This window comes from Bosea sp. ANAM02 (assembly GCF_011764485.1).
In the GTDB taxonomy this organism is placed as follows: Bacteria; Pseudomonadota; Alphaproteobacteria; order Rhizobiales; family Beijerinckiaceae; genus Allobosea.
Window position 1 is genome coordinate 3,935,961 of record NZ_AP022848.1, and the last position, 18,980, is coordinate 3,954,940.

Sequence of the window (18,980 nt, forward strand, 5' to 3'; positions counted from 1 at the left end):
ACGGCAAAACAATGGCAAAACCGTCGTCAAGCTGCTTTTTCCACGCTCGGGCGGAAGGACTCATATAGCAGGCCGAGCACCCCGACAACGATCGCGACATCGGCAATGTTGAAGATATACCAGCTAAAACTGCCCCAGTGGAAATGCACGAAGTCGACGACCGCGCCGTAGACGGCACGATCGACCCCGTTTCCGAGTGCCCCGCCGATGATCAGCGCCAGGCTGACCACGGAGAAGCGCCGCGGCTCGCGCCACATCCAGCGCCAGAGCCAGACGGCCGCGACGAAGGAGATGACGACGAGGAACCAGCGCCCGAGATCGGTGCCCTGCTGGAACAGACCGTAGGAAATGCCGCGATTCCAGGCGAGGACGATCGTCAGAAAGGAGGCCAGGTCGTACGGCCCGTTCTCGGCCAGCCCGACGCCATAGAGCAGCCAGCATTTCAGAAGCTGATCGGCGACGAAGACGACCAGCACCGTCGCGAGGCCGAGGCGGCGGGCGGAGCTCATCAGGCGCGCACTCCCAGCTCCTTCAGAGCCTTCGCGTCGCGCGGCGTCACCTGGGGATAGGCCTTGTCGGCCGTCGCCGGGTCGAAATATTTCCAGGAACGGGCGCATTTGATGCCGGCCGCGCGATGCGGCACGACCGCGACGCCCGGCACGTCGGCGAGGCGGAAGGCCTCGGCCGGTCCTTCGCCGCTCTCGACACGGATGCCGGAGGTGATGCTGATCTCGGCGAGATCGGCGCCGGAGAGGGCGGCGTAGAGATCGGCGTCCGCGACGAAGACCTGCGGCGCCGCCTCCAGCGAGGAGCCGAGGCGCTTGGCCGCGCGCTCAAGCTCCAGCGCGCCGGTGACGACGCGGCGCACGCGGCGGATCTTGCTCCAGCGCTCAGCCAGTTCCGGATCGAGCCAGCTTGCCTGTGCCTGAACAAAGCGCTCGAGATGGACCGAGCCCTCGTCCGCCTTCTGGTCGGGATAGCGATCGAGCCAGGCTTCCTCGGCGGTGAAGACCAGGATCGGCGCAAGCCAGGTCGTCAGGCAGCGGAAGAGATGGTCGACGACGGTGAGCGCGCTCTTGCGGACATGGCTCGACAGCGGATCGCAATAGAGCGCGTCCTTGCGCACGTCGAAATAAAAGGCCGAGAGTTCGGTGTTCATGAACTGCGAGAGCAGGAACACGACCTTCTTGTAATCGTAGGTGCGATACGCGTCCTCGACCTGCGGGCCGAGCTCGGCCAGCCGGTGCAGCATCAACCGCTCCAGCTCCGGCATGGTCTGCGGATCGGAGACCCGGACATCCTCGCTGAAATGCGCGAGCGTGCCGAGCATCCAGCGCAGGGTGTTGCGCAGCTTGCGATAGGTCTCGACGAAGGTCTTGAGGATCTCCTTGCCGATGCGCAGGTCGTCGGAATAGTCGGCCGCCGCGACCCAGAGGCGCAGGATGTCGGCGCCCGAATCCTTGATGATGTCCTGCGGGGCGGTGACGTTGCCCTTCGACTTCGACATCTTCTCGCCCTTCTCGTCCAGGCAGAAGCCGTGGGTGAGGACGATGTCGTAGGGCGCCCGGCCGCGTGTGCCGCAGCTTTCCAGCAGGCTCGAATGGAACCAGCCGCGATGCTGGTCAGAACCTTCGAGATACATCACGCGGTCCTTGCCGCCATCGCCGCGGCGGCGAGCGCGCAGATCGCCGCGCTTCTCCAGCGTGAAGGCATGGGTCGAGCCGGAATCGAACCAGACGTCGAGCACGTCGGTGACGCGCTCATATTTAGCCGGATCGTAGCCGAAGGGCTTGAGGAAGCGGGCACCGTCCGTATCGGTGAACCAGGCATCCGCGCCCTCGGCCTCGAAGGCCTCGGCGATCGCCGCGTTGACCCTGGCATCGACGAGGATGTCCTTGGTCTCCTTCTCGACGAAGACGGTGATCGGCACGCCCCAGGCGCGCTGGCGCGAGACGACCCAGTCCGGCCGGTTGGCGATCATGCCGGTGATGCGGTTCTCGCCGGCAGCGGGAACCCATTCGGTTTCCTTGATCGCCTTCAGCGCGCGGTTGCGCAGCGTGTCGGTGTTGCCGCCCGCGACCGGCTGAGGATCGGCAGCGTCCGGCGCACCGGCCTCGCCGATCGGCTTGTCCATGGCGATGAACCATTGCGGCGTATTGCGGAAGATCACCGGCTTCTTCGAGCGCCAGCTATGCGGATACTGATGCTTCAGGCGACCGCGCGCGATGATGTTGCCGGCCTCGACCAGCGCCTTGATGACGACGTCGTTGGCATTGCCCTTCTCGCCCTTGTCGGTGATGACCTGCGCGCCCTCGAAGCCCGGCGCCTCCCTGGTGAAGCGGCCATCGGCATCGACGGTGTAGGGGATGCGGGTGTCGACCCCCTTGAATCTCGCCTGAGACATCCAAATGTCGAAGTCTTCACGGCCGTGACCGGGTGCCGTGTGGACAAAACCCGTACCTGCATCATCAGTTACGTGATCGCCGTCGAGCAGTGGAACCGTAAAACTATACCCTTCACCTCCCCCATCCCATCCGCTTAAGGGGTGGCGGCAGCCCAATCCGTCGATCTCTTGCGCTGACACGTCGCGTACTTTTTCGAAGCCGTCCACACGGGCAGCCTTCATGACGTCGGCAGCAAGCTTGTTTGCAAGCAGATATGTTTGACCAGCCGTAACCCAGTTGCCGCTAGGCGCCGCAGTCACCTTGTAAAGGCCATAGGCGATCTTGTTGGAGTATGAGATCGCCCGATTGCCCGGTATCGTCCAAGGCGTCGTCGTCCAGATCACAACCTTCGCCGCCAGCAGATCGACGGCCATCTCAGCACCGTCGCGCGACGCGAACAGCACAGGAAACGCGACATACACCGTGTCGCTCGTGTGCTCCTCGTACTCGACCTCGGCCTCGGCCAGCGCGGTCTTCTCGACCACCGACCACATCACCGGCTTGGAGCCGCGATAGAGCTGGCCGGTCTCGGCGAATTTCATGATCTCGCGGGCGATCTGCGCCTCGGCGGGATAGGCCATGGTCAGGTAGGGATTGGCCCAGTCGCCCTCGACGCCGAGGCGCTTGAATTCCTCGCGCTGGACATCGACCCAGTGCTCGGCGAAGGAGCGGCATTCCCGGCGGAACTCGACGACCGGGACGTCGTCCTTGTTCAGCCCCTTGGCGCGATACTGCTCCTCGATCTTCCACTCGATCGGCAGGCCGTGGCAGTCCCAGCCCGGAACATAGTTGGAATCGTAGCCGAGCATCTGCTGCGAGCGCGTGACGAGATCCTTGAGGACCTTGTTCAGCGCGTGGCCGATATGGATGTTGCCGTTGGCATAGGGAGGGCCGTCGTGGAGCACGAACCTGTCGCGCCCCTGCCCCGCTTCGCGCAGCTTGCGATAGAGGTCGATCTTCGCCCAGCGGGCGAGCAGTTCCGGCTCGCGCTGCGGCAGGCCGGCGCGCATCGGGAACTCGGTCTGGGGCAGGAACAGCGTCTGCGAATAATCGACGCCGTCGGCAGCGGTTTCGGCGGCTTTGGCGGTGTTGGTCTTGTCGGTCATCATCCGGCTCGGACAGTCGGGACGGCGGGCTGGTCAGGGCCCCGGTCGTCCACTTTTGAAACGGGAAAAGCGGTGTTCAACCCGGACTGCGCAAGCGCCCGCGCCCAATCTAGCGCGAGGCGGCAGCCGGGCCCGTAATTCGCCGGAAAAGATCGATCAGCATGGCGCGTTCTGCGGGCATGGAGGGCTTCTAGCAGGCGGCGCTTACGGAAGGAAGGGCGGCGTTCCCGCCAGAATGTCGCGTGCGCGGGCGCTGTCGGCATCCATCTGCACGATCAGGGCTTCCAGCGAGTCGAACTTCTCCTCGCCGCGCAGCCAGTCGACGAAGGCGACATCGACGCGCTGGCCGTAGAGATCGCCGGAGAAATCGAAGACGAAGGTTTCGAGCCGCGGCGCGCCGTCGTCGAAGGTCGGGCGGCGGCCGAAGCTCGCGACGCCGTCATGCCAGATGCCGTCGATCTTCATGCGAACCGCATAGATGCCGTGGCGCAGCTTGCAGTCGCGGGCGAGCTGCATATTGGCGGTCGGATATCCCAGCTCGCGCCCGCGCTTGTCGCCATGGGCGATCAGCCCACGCACCAGCCAGGGCCGGCCGAGGAATTCCGCGGCGCGCGCGACATCGCCTGTTTCCAGCGCCGTGCGGATCAGGGTCGAGGAAACCGGCTCGCCGTTCCAGGAATAGGGCGGCACGACCGCCACCGGGATTCCGGCGGCGAGGCCATGGGCCTGCAGCATCTCGGGCGAGCCCGTCCGGCCCTTGCCGAAATGGAAATCGTAGCCGCAGACGAGGCCGGCGGCGCCGAGCCGGCCGATCAGCAGGTCGTCGACGAAGCTTTCGGCGGGGATCGCCGCGATCTCGCGGTCGAAGGGCAGGACGAAGACTTGGCGCAGCCCGGCATCGGCCAGCCATTCCAGCTTGAGCTGCGGCGCGGTCAGCCGGAAGACCGGCTCCTCGGGCCGGAAGACGCTGCGCGGATGCGGCTCGAAGGTGAAGGCGGCAGGCCTGCTCCCACGCTCGGCCGCAAGGGACGCGGCGCGCCGAGCGAGCTCGGCATGGCCGCGATGGACGCCGTCGAAATTGCCCAGTGCCAGCACGGCGCCGCGCAGGGCATCGGGAAGGGGCTTGTCGAGGTCGAGGACCACGGCCGTCGGCTCGGAGCGGTCAGGCGCATCGGCTTGGGATGGCATCAATCGGAAACGTCCACCTGCCCCAGTTGTCGGGCGATGACCGTCTTTGCGGCGAAGCCCGGCGAGGCGTCAAGGCTGCGGGCCGGCCGAAGCCCTCAATCCCGTGGCTTCGGCGGCATGGCGACCCAGGCCTCGCCCTCCATCACCGCCTTGCCGTCGACGAGGCATTCGCAGAAGAAGCGCGCCCGGCGGCGCTCCGCCACCAGTTCGACGACCTCGACGCGGGCGGTCACGACATCGCCGATCTTGACCGGGGCCAGGAAGGTCAGCGTCTGCGAGAGATAGACCGCGCCGGGGCCGGGCAAGCGCGTGCCGAGCAGAGCGGAGACGAGGCTCCCCGTCAGCATGCCATGGGCGATGCGCTGGCCGAACTTGGTATTGGCGGCGAAATGGTCGCAGAGATGGATCGGGTTGGCGTCGCCGGACAATTCGGCGAACAGCGCCACATCCCGCTCCATCACGGTCCGCATCAGGCTTTCGCTGCGGCCGACGGCCAGATCCTCGAAGGCATGGACGGTATAGAGCCCGCCAGACATCGGCTGAACTGTCATGGATCCCGCGCGGCCCTTGGCCCGTGCCCTCCTGTCTGCGATCGGATTAAGCATCTCGCAACCGCAACATCGACGCAATTGGACTTTGGTGCGGCGCATCAACCTCTCCTTGCGTCAGTTCGCAATCGGATTAACCGGTTCGCAAGGCCGCGCGGCTATCAATTCGCACACGCGGCACGGCGCTGGTATCTCCCAGCACCGCGACCGTCATGCCTGGAGCACCAGAATGGCTCTCGATCCGTCCATGCCGATCCTCGTCGTCGACGACTACCAGACGATGGTCCGCATCATTCGCAACCTGCTGAAGCAGCTCGGCTTCGAGAATGTCGACGATGCCTCGGACGGCTCGACCGCGATCTCGAAGATGCGCGACAAGAAATACGGCCTCGTCATCTCCGACTGGAACATGGAGCCGATGAGCGGCTTCGAACTGCTCCAGAAGGTCCGCGAGGAGACGGCGCTGTCGGAAACGCCGTTCATCATCGTCACGGCCGAGTCGAAGACCGAGAACGTCGTCGCTGCCAAGAAGGCCGGCGTCAGCAACTACATCGTCAAGCCGTTCAACGCGCAGACGCTGAAGACGAAGATCGAATCGGTCTGCGCGGCGGCCTGACGGGCCTTACCAGACCAAGTGCGGCATCGCGTAGGCCGGGCGATGCGTCTGCCGGCTGAACCAGCCGTGTCGCTCCTCCCATGACGCTTCCATCAGATCCTGGGCGTGGATGCCGGCCAGCACCATGATGCCGGCTGCGCCGAAGGCGTCGGCACCGGCGATGTCGGTGCGGATCGCGTCGCCGATGGCGCAGATCCTGTCCCGGGCGACCGGCGCGCCGCGCGCCTTCTCGGCCGCCGCGACAGCCGCCTCGTAGATCGGCCGATGCGGCTTGCCGGCATAGATCGCCCGGCCGCCGATCTCCTCATAGGCGAGCGCGACGGAGCCGGCGCAGGGAATGATGCGCCCGCCACGCTCGACGACGAGATCGGGATTGGCGCAGATCAGCGGCAGGTCGCGCGCCGCGAAGCCGGCGAGCAGGGCGGCATAGGTCGCGGCCGTATCGTTCTCGTCGTCGAACAGGCCGGTGCAGAGCACATAGGACGCCTCCCCGGGAGAGGTTTCCCGCACGTCGAGGCCGGCGATCAGCGGCAGGTCTCGGTCGGGGCCGAGGCGGAACATCGGCTCGCCCGCCCGCTCGCGGATCAGCGCGCGGCAGACATCGCCGGAGGTGACGATCGCATCCCAGGCCTCGCGCGGCACGGCGAAGCCGTCGAGCTGGCCGACGATGACATCGGCCGGGCGCGGGGCATTGGTGACGAGGACGACGCCGATGCCGTGCTCGCGCATCCGCATCAGGGCGGCGACCGCGTCGCGATAAGCGGCGACGCCGTTATGGACGACGCCCCAGACATCGCACAGGCAGAGATCGAAGCGATCCGCGACCTCGGAGAAACCCGAAAGCGGAAGGGTGGAAGCGATCCCCGATGGCGACACTGTCTCGATCTCCGGCGGTTGCGTGAGAGGAGCGACCGCCGCCCCTCGGCATGGCCTGATCTAGACGGGATTCGCCGGAAGCGGAACCGGAGAGCGCAGGAAGCGGCCGTGCGTCAGGCGCTGGCGCGGCGCAGCACGGCGCGGAAGGGCAGCCGCTCCGGGCGGTTCTCCTGCACGGCCGGCTCGGAGCCGGTGGCCGGGGCCTGCGCAACCCGATCCTGGCCTATCAGGCGGTCCACGATGCTGGCCGGCGGCCGGGCGGTTTCGACCGGCGCCGGTGCCGGCGGAGCGGCCGGCGCGGGCTCCGGCTCGGCGAAGACCTCGGGTTTGACCGGGCGCGGCGGCGAGAAGGCCTGTCCCTGCCCCATCCTGGCGCCGAGCTCGATCATGTCGGCGGCGGCGGGATTGTCCTCGACCTGATCGGCGACCAGCGTGATCGAGACGCGCGCCAGCAGGGTGGCGAGATCGCCCGGATCGATATCGCTCTGTATCCGGCCATCGAGATGCGCCTGCAGCAGCGCGGCCGGCGCCTTCACATAGCGGACGCCGCGATCGAACAGGGCGCGCGGATCGAGACGCAGGTCGACGAGTTGATCGAGCGCGAAACGCACCCCGTTCGCCGACATGGCGCCGAGCAGTCCGAGGCTGGTCGGGTCGAGTTCGCGGAAGACCGCCTGCGGCATCTCGATCACCAGATGCGCGGTATGCTCGCGGTATTTGTCGAGAATGCGCGTCAGGGTCGCCAGCGCGCGCGACGACGTCCAGGTCGCGTTGCTGAAATTGCAGGAGACGAAGATGCCGCCATCCTTCGCGCCGAGATGGCGCGCGATCGCCAGCGCCCGCGTGAGAACGAGCGCATCCAGCGTCGGCCCGAAGCCGCGCTCCTCGACGGTCTCGATGAATTCGTGCGGCAGCAGCAGCGTGTTCTCGTCCAGCCGCAGGCGCGGCAGCGCCTCGTAGCCGCAGGTCCGGCGCTGCGGCAGCGAGACGATCGGCTGCAGATGGACTTCGAGCCCGCCTTCGCTGAGCGCCTTGCCGATCAGGGCGGCGCGCTCGGCCTCCGCTTCCTCCCGCGCGGCCGCCGCAGCGGCGGCCCGTTCGGCGGCCAGCTTCTCGGCCCGCTCGCGGCGGACCGCTTCCGGATCGAGCACGACCTCGGGCACTGGCACCGCAGGCGCGGCCGCCGGCTCAGGCAGGCGGGCGAGAACGGTCTCGTGATCGGCGAGCGTGGTCGCGACCTGATGGATGAGGTCGCCGAGCAGGCCGACCTCGGCCGTCAATTCATGGATGGCGGCGCGCGCGGGCGCAGCATCCGCGTCACGCATCGGCATCTGCTGGACGCGCTGCGACAGGGCGTCGAGGCGGATCGCGTTGGTGGCGAGCCGAACCTTGACCTCGCCGACATCCGCCATGGCCAGTTCGTGACGGGCCAGGCTGCGCCGCTCGAAGGCGCGCATCGCCAGCATGGCGCCGGCTCCCGCAGCGAGAATGCCGAGTCCCGTGCCGAGCCCGCCGGGAAGCAGGATCGCGACCGCGACGCCGGCCGCGAGGCCGGTCACGGCGCCGGCAAGAGGGTGCAGGGCTTTCAGGCGGGCAGATGCCACGGCAGCGCTCGCGCTAGGTGTCGGGAAAACGGGGCGAAACGAATCACGGTCTTGGACCGCAGATTAACCTTGCCGGCGTTGTTATGCGAGTGACGCGCCTCATTTCCGCCACAGCCGGAGCAAGCGCCACCCCCGGGCCTTCAGCACCGCCTATGGCTTGTTGAGCCCGAGCGCGCCGAGGATCCTGTCGATGACCGGCGCGGCAAATCCTCTCCGCTGCAGGAAAGCACGGGCGTCCTGTCCGAAAAACGGGGCCTTCTCGACGAGTTGGGCAATCGCCTTGGATTGCCTCTCCGGATCGTTGTCGGCAGCCGCCTTGAGCGCCTGACCGAGCAGGCTCAGGTGACTGTCGTCCGCGGCGAGCACGGCGGCATGGGTTTCCGACACCTTTCCCGCGCCGACCAGATAGGCGCCGAGGAAGGCGTAGAAATCGTAGCGCGACGGACGGGCGACGCTCAGTGAGATCGCGCGCTCCAGGAGGGGCAATCCTTCGAGCGGGCGGCCGAGCCGGACATAGAGCGCGCCGACATCGGCCATGATCTCGGGATCATAGGGATTGCGGGCCTGCGCCTCACGGCCCATCTGGACCGCTTCCTCGGTCGCGCCGCGCAGCAGCAGGACCTTCATCATCGCCTGATAGGCTCGCGCCCCGGACGGTGCCAGCCGGATCGCCGTCAGGGCTGCGGCGAGGGAGCGATCGAGCGGCGACCGCGCCGCATTCGCAGGCGGGATATCGCCCTGCGGGGTCACGGCGCCACCGTGCTCGCCGAGCGTCATGATCGCGAGATGGGCCCAGCCCGGATAAAAGCCGGGATCCTGCTCCACCAGCTCGGCAAGGCAGAGTCGGGCGGCCTGGTGCAGTTCGGGCAGCATGGCACGGCGCGCATCGAAGGCCTTGAGGATGCAGCGCATGGCAGGAGACGCCACGGACTGGCGCGCATCGGCGGGAATGATGCCGAAGGGCTCGATCAGGCGCGTCGCCAGTCGACGGGCCATGTCGGCGAGATCGCTTTCCTGGAGCGTCGCCAGCGAGGAGCGGGTCGACGACGTCGTCCAGACGATGCGCCCGTCCCGAACGGAGCGCAGACGGGCGAGCCCCACCGCCCCGCTGTCCAGCCCCTGGGCGTCGATCTCGATGGCATAGTCGACATCGTCTTCCAAGGCGGAACCGGGGAGCGGTGTCCTGATCGTCACGAGGTCGTCGAATCGCGCCATCGCATCGACGAGCAGTGCCGAGAAGCGCCTGAGGACTGCGGCGAGCTGGGGATCGGAAGGCGGATCGGGAGTGATGATCGCCACGCGTACCAGGAGAGGCATCGCGGCCTGCTCGCGCGCCGCCGCCGTGACTTGCTCGCCTGCTGCGGGCTTGCCTATTTCGGCCGGGCCCGTTCCACGCAAGGGCGCGAGATACCACCAGCCGAGCGCGAGAAGGCCCAGCGCCAGCGCGGCAAGGGTCAGGCCGGCCCAGCGGCGGGCGGCTCGTCTATCCGGCTCCTGCGCTTCGTCCGCCCCTTCGGGAGGCGGACGGCTCCCCTCCCCCCCGAACCAGGTGAAGACCGGGACATAGCCACCGACCGGCATCGATATCTGCACGGGATCGCCGCGGCCGTCCCCGGCATAATATTGCGCCAGCGCCCGCCTGAGCCGACCGGCCTCGACGCGAACGATCGGATCGAGCTGGGGATTGAAGTCGGCGGAGCGACCGAGGCCCTCCACCGCGATCGTATAGCCTTTCAGCTCGGCCGCACGTCCCTCGACCGTGCGTTCGACAACGAAGCTGAGGAAGGCCGAAAGCTGGGGTGCGGCGCGAAACGCATCCGAGACAAGGACGCGATCGAGACCCGCGCGAATAATCGCCGCGGCTCGGACGTCCAGACGTCCAGGATCATCAGCGCCTTCCACCATCGGGGTCCGTTCAGGTTGCGCCCCTTCTGGGGAGTTTACGCCATTGGCGACCTAACGTCACCCACAGCCGGCTTGAAGCCGCCATCCGCAGGACGCAGCCTTGACGCGCCATGATGGCGATTTACAGGCCGCTGGCTCCTGCTAGCTTTAACCAAGGTTAATCCACAGGGGCCTTTCGAATGACGTCCACCTCCTCCGCCATCGCTACGCCGAACGACCTCGAAGCCTACTGGATGCCGTTCACGGCCAACCGGTCGTTCAAGAAGAACCCGCGGATGGTCGCGCGCGCCGAGGGGATGTTCTACTACACGCCCGACAACAAGCCGGTCATGGACGGCACCGCCGGCCTGTGGTGCTGCAATGCCGGCCATGCCCGCGAGCCGATCATCCAGGCGATCCAGGCCCAGGCCCGCTACCTCGACTACGCTCCCTCCTTCCAGTACGGCCACCCGAAGGTCTTCGCCGCAGCCGCCCGCATCGCGGCGCTTGCACCCGGCGATCTCGACCACGTCTTCTTCGCCGGCTCCGGCTCGGAAGCCGGCGATTCGGCACTCAAGATCGCGCTGGCCTACTGGAACGTCACCGGCAAGGCCGCCAAGACCCGTCTGATCGGCCGCGAGCGCGGCTATCACGGCGTCGGCTTCGGCGGCATCTCGGTCGGCGGCATGTCGAACAACCGCAAGTTCTTCGGTTCGCTGCTCACCGGCGTCGACCATCTCGCCCATACCTATGACCGCGAGAAGCAGGCCTTCAGCAAGGGCGAGCCGGAATACGGCGCGCATTTCGCCGACGACCTGGAGCGCATCGTCGCGCTGCACGACGCCTCGACCATCGCCGCGGTGATCGTCGAGCCGATGGCGGGCTCGACCGGCGCGCTGCCGCCGCCGAAGGGCTATCTCAAGCGCCTGCGCGAGATCTGCGACAAGCACGGCATCCTCTTGATCTTCGACGAGGTCATCACCGGCTTCGGGCGGCTGGGCTTCGCCTTCGCGGCCGAGCGCTACGGCGTGATCCCGGACATGATCACCTTCGCCAAGGGCGTGACCTCCGGCACCGTGCCGATGGGCGGCGTGATCGTGCGCAAGCATATCTATGACGCCTTCATGGGCGGCCCGGACAACGTCATCGAGCTGTTCCACGGCTACACCTATTCGGGCCACCCGCTGGCTGCCGCCGCGGCGCTCGCCTCGCTCGACATCTATCGCGAGGAAGGCCTGTTCGAGCGCGCCCGCGCCATGGAAGGCGCCTGGGCCGATGCCGTGATGAGCCTGAAGGGCGAGCCGAACGTCGTCGACATCCGCACGCTCGGCATGGTCGGCGCCGTCGATCTCGCTCCGCGCGCGGAAGGCCCGGGCAAGCGCGGCTACGAGGTGATCGAGCGCGCCTTCCACGAGGAAGGGCTGATGATCCGCACCGCCGCCGACACGATCGCCTTCTCGCCGCCGCTGATCATCACGGAATCGCAGGTCGACGAGCTGATCGGCAAGCTGCGCCGGGTGATCCGGTCGGTGGCGCACTGAGAGGCGAGCGCGAACGCGTCGTCATGGTCGGGCTCGTCCCGACCATCCACGTCTTCGCTGGTTGCAGGTCGTGGCCAAGACATGGATGCTCGCCACAAGGGCGAGCATGATGCGTGGCAGCCGAGATATCCGAGCTACCCCCGCTGCAATTTATTGTAGCGCACGATCAGCCTGTCGCGCTTCAAGCGTGAGAGGCGATCGATCCAGAAGACGCCGTCGAGCTGATCGATCTCGTGCTGGTGGCAGACAGCCAGCAGGCCGCTCGCCTCCTCGACATGCTCTGCGCCGTCGAGATCGCGATAGCGCACGCGGACATGGGCGTGGCGCTCCAGTTCGGCGGTGACGCCCGGCATCGAGACGCTGCCCTCGACATGGCGGACAGTGTCGCGCGAGACGGAGTCCAGCAGAGGGTTTACATAGGTCCGGACATCGCCCGGCGTCAGTTCCAGCACGACCAGCCTGGTAAGGACACCGATATGCGGCGAGGTGATGCCGATCCCGGGCGCCTCCCGCATGGTGTCGAGCAGATCGGCGGCAAGTTCGCGCAGATCGGCATCGAAGCGCGTGACGGGGGCAGCCGCCACGCGCAGACGTGGATCGGGGAAGCGCAGGATCGGCCGGATGGCCATGGCGAGCGGCCTCTTCAGGCCGCCGCCTTCTTCTCCGCCGTGCCGTAGAAGCTCTCGCCGGTCTTGGCCATGCGCTTCAGCAGGCGGTTCGGCTTGAAGCGCTCGCCATGGGCCTTGGCCAGCTTCTCGCAGAGCTTCACGAAGGCAGCCGCGCCCATGTTGTCGATATAGGAGAGCGTGCCGCCCGAGTAAGGCGCGAAGCCAAAGCCGATGATCGAGCCGACATCGGCCTCGCGCGGATCGGTGACGACGCCTTCCTCATAGGTCTTGGCGGCTTCCAGTACCTGCGTGACCAGGAGGCGGTGCTTCAGCTCCTCCATGTCGACGCTCTCAGGGTCCAGGCGCTTGCCGACGAGATCGGCGAGGCCCGGCCAGAGCCGCTTCGGCCCGGGTTCCGGATAATCGTAGAAGCCCTTCTTGTTCTTGCGGCCGAGGCGGCCATGCTTCTCGACCATGTCGGCGAGCAGCTTCTCCTGCGCCGGATCGACGGCGCCGTCGCCGAGCTGCGCCTTGGTCGCCTTCAGCACCTTGTAGGCGAGATCAACCGCGACCTCGTCATTGAGCGAGAGCGGGCCGACCGGCATGCCGGCCTGCTTGCCGGCGGCCTCGATCATCGCCGGCGGCACGCCTTCCATCAGCATCAGATGGCCTTCGCGGATATAGTTGCCGACGCAGCGATTGGCGTAGAAGCCGCGGGTATCGTTGACGACGATCGGCGTCTTCTTGATGGCGCGGACGAAGTCCAGCGCCATGGCAAGCGCCTTCTTGCCGGTCTTCCTGGCCATGATGACCTCGACCAGCAGCATCTTCTCGACCGGCGAGAAGAAATGGATGCCGATGAAGTTCTTCGGGCGCTGGCTGGTCTCGGCGAGGCCGGTGATCGGCAGCGTCGAGGTGTTGGAGCCGAAGATCGTACGCGGGCCGACGACGGCCTCGACCTTGGCGATGACCTCGGCCTTGACCTTCGGGTCCTCGAACACGGCCTCGACGATCAGGTCACAGCCCTTGAGATCGGCATAATCGGCCGAGGCCTTGATGCGGCCGAGCAGCGCGTCGCGATCGGCGGTCTTGGCGCGGCCCTTCATGATCTGGTCGGAGACCAGCTTGTGCGAATAGGCCTTGCCCTTCTCGGCGGCCTCGATGTCCTTGTCGACCAGTACGACCTCGAGGCCGGCATTGGCCGTGACATAGGCGATGCCGGCGCCCATGAAGCCCGCGCCGATGACGCCGACCTTCTTGAGCTTGGACGGCGGCACATCGGCCGGGCGGCGGGCGCCCTTGTTCAGCTCCTGCATCGAGACGAAGAGCGAGCGGATCATCGAGGCCGCCTCCTTCGTCCGCAGGATCTTGGCAAAGTAGCGGCTCTCGACCTTGAGGCCGAGATCTATCGGGAGCTGGAGACCCTCATAGACTGCCGAGAGGATGGCGCGGGCGGCCGGATAGTTGTCGTTGGTCTCGCGGCGATAGATCGCGTTTGCCGGCGGCCAGATCTGCATGCCGGCCGGCGAATGCACCTTGTTGGAGGGCAGCTTGAAGCCCTTCTGGTCCCAGGGCTGCGTCGCCTGCGGATTGGCCTTGAGCCAGTCCTTGGCGTTCTGAACGATGTCGGCGCGCGGGGCGACGGCATGGACGAGGCCGGAATTGCGCGCCGGCAGCGCCTTCACCTGCTCGCCCTTGAACATCATCTGGAGCGCGTCGCCGGTCTGCATCAGGCGCGCGACGCGCTGGGTGCCGCCGGCGCCCGGGAAGAGCCCGACCTTGATCTCGGGCAGGCCGACGCGGGTCGAGGCATCGTCCGAGACGACGCGGTACTGGCAGGACAGCGAGAGCTCGAAGGCGCCGCCGAGGCAGACGCCGTGGATCGCGGCGGCGAAGGGTTTCCCGCAGGTCTCGAGCTTGCGATAGAGCAGCGAGAGCTTGCGGCTCTCGTCGAAGAAGCTCTGCATCGCGACCGCCTCGCCCTTCTCCCTGGCGAGCTTCACGTAGAGATCGCGCAGGCCCTGGAGCATGGTGAGGTCGGCGCCGCCGGAGAAGCTCTCCTTGCCGGAGGTGATGACGCAGCCCTTGATGGCCTCGTCGGCGGCGACCTTGTCGACGATCTGGTTGAGCTCTTCCATCACCTCGGGGGTGATGACGTTCATCGAGCGGCCCGGCATGTCCCAGGTCGCCACGGCGATGCCGTCGGTGTCGGTCTCGAAGCGGAAATTGGTGAGGTTCATGGACGGTCCCTCCGGTGGGTCGGGTCATCCCGGACGCCGCATCGCGGCGATCCGGGATCGTCATCAGGAAAGGCGGTGCTGGGAGCTAACTCGTCATGCGGTCCCGTGTCTGCGCAGCAGCGTTTTCACGCTGCGGCGCGCACGGGATGACAGCGCTAGACCCGCTCGATGATGGTGGCGACGCCCATGCCGACGGCGACGCAGAGCGTCACCAGCGCGGTCTGCTTGTCCTGACGCTCCAGCTCGTCGAGCACGGTGCCGAGCACCATCGCGCCGGTCGCGCCGAGCGGATGGCCCATGGCGATGGCACCACCATTGACGTTCAGGACGGCGTCGTCGATGTCGAGCGCCTGCTGGTAGCGCAGCACGACCGAGGAGAAGGCCTCGTTCAGCTCGAACAGGTCGATATCCCCTACGGACATGCCGGCCTTCTTCAGCACGCGCTCGGTGACGTCGACCGGGCCGGTCAGCATCAGCGCGAGATCGGAGCCGACTGTGGCGAAGGCCTTGATGCGGGCGCGCGGCTTCAGGCCCGCAGCCTTGCCGGCCTTCTTCGAGCCGACGAGCACGGCAGCCGCACCGTCGACGATGCCCGACGAGTTGCCGGCATGATGGACGTGGTTGACGAACTCGACATCGGGATGCGCCGCGGTCGCGACCGCATCGAAGCCGCCCATCTCGCCCATCTGGACGAAGGAGGGCTTCAGCGCGGCCAGAGTCTGCATGTCGGTGCCCGGCCGGATCGTCTCGTCGCGGTCGAGGATGACGAGGCCGTTGACGTCGGTGACGGGGATCACCGAGCGCTTGAAGCGGCCTTCGGCCCAGGCCTTGGCGGCGCGCTGGTGCGAGCGTACGGCGAAGGCGTCGACATCGTCGCGCGAGAAACCGTATTTGGTCGCGATCAGGTCGGCCGAGACGCCCTGCGGCATGAAATAGGTGTCGATGGCGACTGATGGATCGACCGCGATGCCGAAGCCCGAGGCGCCCATGCCGACGCGCGACATCGACTCGACGCCGCCGCCGATCGCCATCTCCTTCTGGCCGGACATGACCTGAGCCGCGGCGAGGTTCACCGCGTCGAGGCCCGAGGCGCAGAAGCGGTTGATCTGCACGCCCGGCACCTCCTTGCCGTAGCCGGCCTTGAGCGCGACGGTGCGGGCGATATCGGCGCCGGCCTCGCCGACCGGATCGACGCAGCCCATCACCACGTCCTCGACCAGCAGCGGATCGAGATCGTTGCGGTCCTTGATCGCGCGCAGGGCCTGGGTGCCGAGCTCGATCGCGGTGACTTCGTGGAGAGAGCCGTCGGCCTTGCCCTTGCCGCGCGGGGTGCGGACGTGGTCGTAGATGAATGCGTCTGCCATTTGGTGGCCTCCCGGGGCGCCGTCGGGCGGCGCGTTCTGGTGCCGGACGTCATGGTCGGGCTTGACCCGACCATCTCGTCATCCAGCGCGTTCTGCAAGAGATGCCCGGGTCAAGCCCGGGCATGACGATGTTGTCGTCAGAACTGCTCGACGCTCAGCGCCATGGTCGTGTCCGCGCCGGAGGTGATGCGCGCGAGATGCGCGGCGGTTTCCGGCAAGGTGCGCTCCATGAAGAAGCGGGCCGTGACCAGCTTGCCGCTCATCCGCTCGTCGGCGCCGGCCTTGAGCTTCTCCTGCGCGGCCTTGGCCATCTTCACCCACATGTAGCCGAGCGAGACGAGACCGAGCAGGTGCATGAAGTCGCTGGCGCCGGCGCCGGCATTGTCAGGCTTAGCGAGGGCGTTGTTCATGAACCACATCGCCGCCTGCTGAAGATGGCCCAGCGAAACCTGCAAAGGCCCGAGCAGCGGCTTCAGCGCCTCGTCCTCGGCATTCTCCTTCAGGAAGGTCCCGACCTCGTTGAAGAAGGTCATGATGCCGCGGCCGCCGTCGCGGCCGAGCTTGCGGCCGACGAGATCCATCGCCTGAACGCCGTTGGCGCCCTCGTAGATCATGGCGATGCGGGCATCACGGACGAACTGCTCGACGCCGGTCTCGGCGATATAGCCGTGGCCGCCGAACATCTGCTGCGCCTTCACCGCGTTGTCGAAGCCGACATCGGTGAGCACGCCCTTGAGCACCGGGGTCATCAGGCCGAGCTGATCGTCGGCCGCCTGGCGCTCGGCGGCGTCGCCGGAGCGATGGGCGATGTCGGACTTCAGCGCGTTCCAGAGCACGAAGGCGCGGGCCGCCTCGTTGAAGGCCTTGATCGACATCAGCGTGCGGCGCACGTCCGGGTGGACGATGATCGGGTCGGCCGGCTTGGCGGGCTCCTTGGCGCCGGTGAGCGCGCGGCCCTGCAGGCGCTCCTTCGCATAGGCGACGGCGTTCTGGTAGGCGACCTCGGACTGGGCGAGGCCCTGGATCGCGACGCCGAGGCGGGCCTCGTTCATCATCACGAACATGGCGTTGAGGCCCTTGTTCTCGGCCCCGACCAGCCAACCCTGCGCGCCGTCATAGTTCATGACGCAGGTCGCATTGCCGTGGATGCCCATCTTGTGCTCGATCGAACCGCAGGACACGCCGTTATTGGCACCGACCGAGCCATCGCTGCCCAGCTTGTTTCTGGGCACGACGAACAGCGAGATGCCCTTCACGCCGGCCGGCGCGCCCTCGATGCGGGCAAGCACGAGATGGACGATGTTCTCGGTGATGTCCTGCTCGCCGGCCGAGATGAAGATCTTGGTGCCGGAGATGGCGTAGGAGCCGTCGCCGTTCGGCACGGCCTTGGTCTTGAGCAGGCCGAGATCGGTGCCGCAATGCGGCTCGGTCAGGTTCATCGTGCCCGACCAGGTACCGTCGATCATCTTCGGCAGATAGGTGCGCTTGATCTCGTCGGAGCCGTGAACGTAGAGCGCGGCGATGGCGCCCATGGTCAGGCCCGGATACATGGCGAAGGCCATGTTCGCGGCCGAGGCATATTCGTTCATCACGGCGCCGAGCGTGTAGGGCAGGCCCTGGCCGCCATATTCAGGGTCCATGGCGAGGCCGATCCAGCCGCCGCCGGCATAGGCCTGATAGGCCTCCTTGAAGCCCTTCGGCGTGGTGACGCGGCCATCCGCGTGGCGGGTGCAGCCTTCCTGGTCGCCGGAATAGTTGATCGGCTGGAGGACCTCCTCACAGAGCTTGGCGCCTTCGCCGAGCACGGCCTCGACCACGTCCGAAGACGCATCGGCGAAGCCCGGCAGGTTGTTGTAGCGCTCGATGTTGAAGACGTCGTTGAGCAGGAAAAGCGTGTCGTCGACGGGTGCCTTGTAGACCGGCATCGGATCCTCCCTCTCGTCGCAAGGCGGCGCATCATCCCTGTCGCCGCATCAAGATAGTTCATATATAAACAATCTCGGCGAAGATGCAACTGGGACGTTGGGATTTTGTCGTCGGCAGGATGGCGGGAACGTGACGCCGGACATGAAAAAGCCCCGGCGAAGCCGGGGCTTTGGTGGAGGCCACTGTCATCCCGTGCGCGCTGCGGCATGTGAATGCCGCAGCGCGGACACGGGACCGCATGACGAGAAGGCGCCTTTTCCGGAGGACGGTCCCGTGCGCGCCGCAGCGCTACACGCTGCGGCGCGCACGGGATGACACCCTTCAGTCGTGTCGGAAAGCCGTCATTCAGGCCTTGCCCAACCGCGAGAGCGAGGCTTCGAGCTCGGTGATCGCACTCTCGATCTCGGCGCGCTGGCTGCGCAACAGGTCGAGCTGTTCGACGATCTGCTCACGGCTGAGCTGGAGGCCGCCGACGGATGCGGCAGCGCCGGCCGAACCCTTCCTGTCCTCGTTGGCGAGCATGGCGCGGATCTCGACCAGCGTGAACCCGAGCTGCTTGCCCTTCAGGATCAGGGCGAGGCGGGCGCGATCGCGCGCCGAATAGATGCGCGTCATGCCGGAGCGGCTCGGCGTGATCAGGCCGCGCGACTCATAGAAGCGCAGCGTGCGCAGCGTCACGCCGAAATCGCGGGCGAGGTCGCTGATGGTGAAATCGCCGTGCTGTTCGGCGTCGTCGGAGGCGGAGCGGGTTTCATGAATCGAGGAACCCGCCATAGCCAAGCTTTGGCGTGACATGAAAGCTGCAATCCTTGCGATGGGATCGAATCGCCGGCCCATATGGCGGCATCGATCGATGGCGTAGTGATAGGGAAGCCGCTCCCGCAGCGTCAGGTAATACGTCGCACCAGCGGGGTAAGTTACCGTTACATGGCCCTGCCGGGGCCCTTCCCATGCGGCATTCGGAAAAAATTAACGATCCGCCCCCCGCTTATTAACCTGCTGTTTACCATGCCGGCCAAATGTCGGGAACGCGCA

14 protein-coding genes are annotated in these 18,980 nt (G+C 66.8%); 2 read left to right on the plus strand and 12 right to left on the minus strand.

The window, feature by feature from the left end; translation table 11 throughout:
- Positions 1–26: 26 nt before the first annotated feature.
- From lspA to OCUBac02_RS18860, 4 genes are all read right to left on the minus strand, one after another.
- Positions 27–509 (minus strand): signal peptidase II, encoded by a 483-nt coding sequence (gene lspA / locus OCUBac02_RS18845; RefSeq protein ID WP_173047783.1) that lies wholly within the window; start codon positions 507–509, stop codon positions 27–29.
- Entirely contained in the window at positions 509–3,550 is a 3,042-nt protein-coding gene (gene ileS, locus OCUBac02_RS18850) for an isoleucine--tRNA ligase (protein WP_173047785.1), read from the minus strand. The genes lspA and ileS overlap by 1 nt, the downstream gene beginning before the upstream one ends.
- Before the next feature lie 204 nt (positions 3,551–3,754).
- Positions 3,755–4,738, minus strand: coding sequence for a bifunctional riboflavin kinase/FAD synthetase (locus OCUBac02_RS18855; RefSeq protein ID WP_173047787.1), 984 nt, complete (start codon positions 4,736–4,738; stop codon positions 3,755–3,757).
- A 95-nt stretch (positions 4,739–4,833) separates the two neighbouring features.
- Positions 4,834–5,289, minus strand: a complete 456-nt coding sequence (locus OCUBac02_RS18860; RefSeq protein ID WP_244638988.1) for a MaoC family dehydratase — start codon at positions 5,287–5,289, stop codon at positions 4,834–4,836.
- Positions 5,290–5,515: 226 nt separating this feature from the next.
- Here OCUBac02_RS18860 and OCUBac02_RS18865 point away from each other — a divergent pair, with 226 nt between their 5' ends.
- On the plus strand, positions 5,516–5,902 hold the full coding sequence (locus OCUBac02_RS18865; protein WP_173047789.1) for a response regulator: 387 nt from the start codon (positions 5,516–5,518) through the stop codon (positions 5,900–5,902).
- 6 nt (positions 5,903–5,908) lie between these two features.
- Here OCUBac02_RS18865 and OCUBac02_RS18870 read toward each other — a convergent pair whose 3' ends face one another.
- The 3 genes from OCUBac02_RS18870 to OCUBac02_RS18880 all read right to left on the minus strand — a co-directional run bounded on the left by OCUBac02_RS18870 (position 5,909) and on the right by OCUBac02_RS18880 (position 10,284).
- The gene (locus OCUBac02_RS18870) at positions 5,909–6,778 is read right to left on the minus strand and encodes a TIGR01459 family HAD-type hydrolase (RefSeq protein ID WP_244638989.1); all 870 of its coding nucleotides are present in this window, start codon (positions 6,776–6,778) and stop codon (positions 5,909–5,911) included.
- A gap of 113 nt (positions 6,779–6,891) precedes the next feature.
- A complete protein-coding gene (locus OCUBac02_RS18875) occupies positions 6,892–8,382 on the minus strand; it encodes an EAL domain-containing protein (protein WP_173047791.1) in 1,491 nt (496 codons plus the stop codon).
- A gap of 150 nt (positions 8,383–8,532) precedes the next feature.
- The gene (locus OCUBac02_RS18880) at positions 8,533–10,284 is read right to left on the minus strand and encodes a tetratricopeptide repeat protein (RefSeq protein WP_173047793.1); all 1,752 of its coding nucleotides are present in this window, start codon (positions 10,282–10,284) and stop codon (positions 8,533–8,535) included.
- A 182-nt stretch (positions 10,285–10,466) separates the two neighbouring features.
- Here OCUBac02_RS18880 and aptA point away from each other — a divergent pair, with 182 nt between their 5' ends.
- Positions 10,467–11,807 carry an omega-aminotransferase AptA gene (gene aptA, locus OCUBac02_RS18885; RefSeq protein ID WP_173047795.1) on the plus strand — a complete coding sequence of 447 codons (1,341 nt, stop codon included), beginning with the start codon at positions 10,467–10,469 and terminating at the stop codon, positions 11,805–11,807.
- A 134-nt stretch (positions 11,808–11,941) separates the two neighbouring features.
- On the opposite strand, the gene OCUBac02_RS18890 is transcribed toward aptA, so the two are convergent.
- The 5 genes from OCUBac02_RS18890 to OCUBac02_RS18910 all read right to left on the minus strand — a co-directional run bounded on the left by OCUBac02_RS18890 (position 11,942) and on the right by OCUBac02_RS18910 (position 18,740).
- Entirely contained in the window at positions 11,942–12,436 is a 495-nt protein-coding gene (locus OCUBac02_RS18890; protein ID WP_173047797.1) for a peptide deformylase, read from the minus strand.
- A 14-nt stretch (positions 12,437–12,450) separates the two neighbouring features.
- Positions 12,451–14,655 carry a 3-hydroxyacyl-CoA dehydrogenase NAD-binding domain-containing protein gene (locus tag OCUBac02_RS18895; RefSeq protein WP_173047799.1) on the minus strand — a complete coding sequence of 735 codons (2,205 nt, stop codon included), beginning with the start codon at positions 14,653–14,655 and terminating at the stop codon, positions 12,451–12,453.
- Positions 14,656–14,810: 155 nt separating this feature from the next.
- Entirely contained in the window at positions 14,811–16,019 is a 1,209-nt protein-coding gene (locus OCUBac02_RS18900) for an acetyl-CoA C-acetyltransferase (protein WP_047576787.1), read from the minus strand.
- A 137-nt stretch (positions 16,020–16,156) separates the two neighbouring features.
- A complete protein-coding gene (locus OCUBac02_RS18905; RefSeq protein WP_173047801.1) occupies positions 16,157–17,944 on the minus strand; it encodes an acyl-CoA dehydrogenase C-terminal domain-containing protein in 1,788 nt (595 codons plus the stop codon).
- Positions 17,945–18,290: 346 nt separating this feature from the next.
- Positions 18,291–18,740: a MerR family transcriptional regulator gene (locus OCUBac02_RS18910; protein WP_244638990.1), complete on the minus strand. Its 450-nt coding sequence runs from the start codon at positions 18,738–18,740 to the stop codon at positions 18,291–18,293.
- Positions 18,741–18,980: the final 240 nt, after the last annotated feature.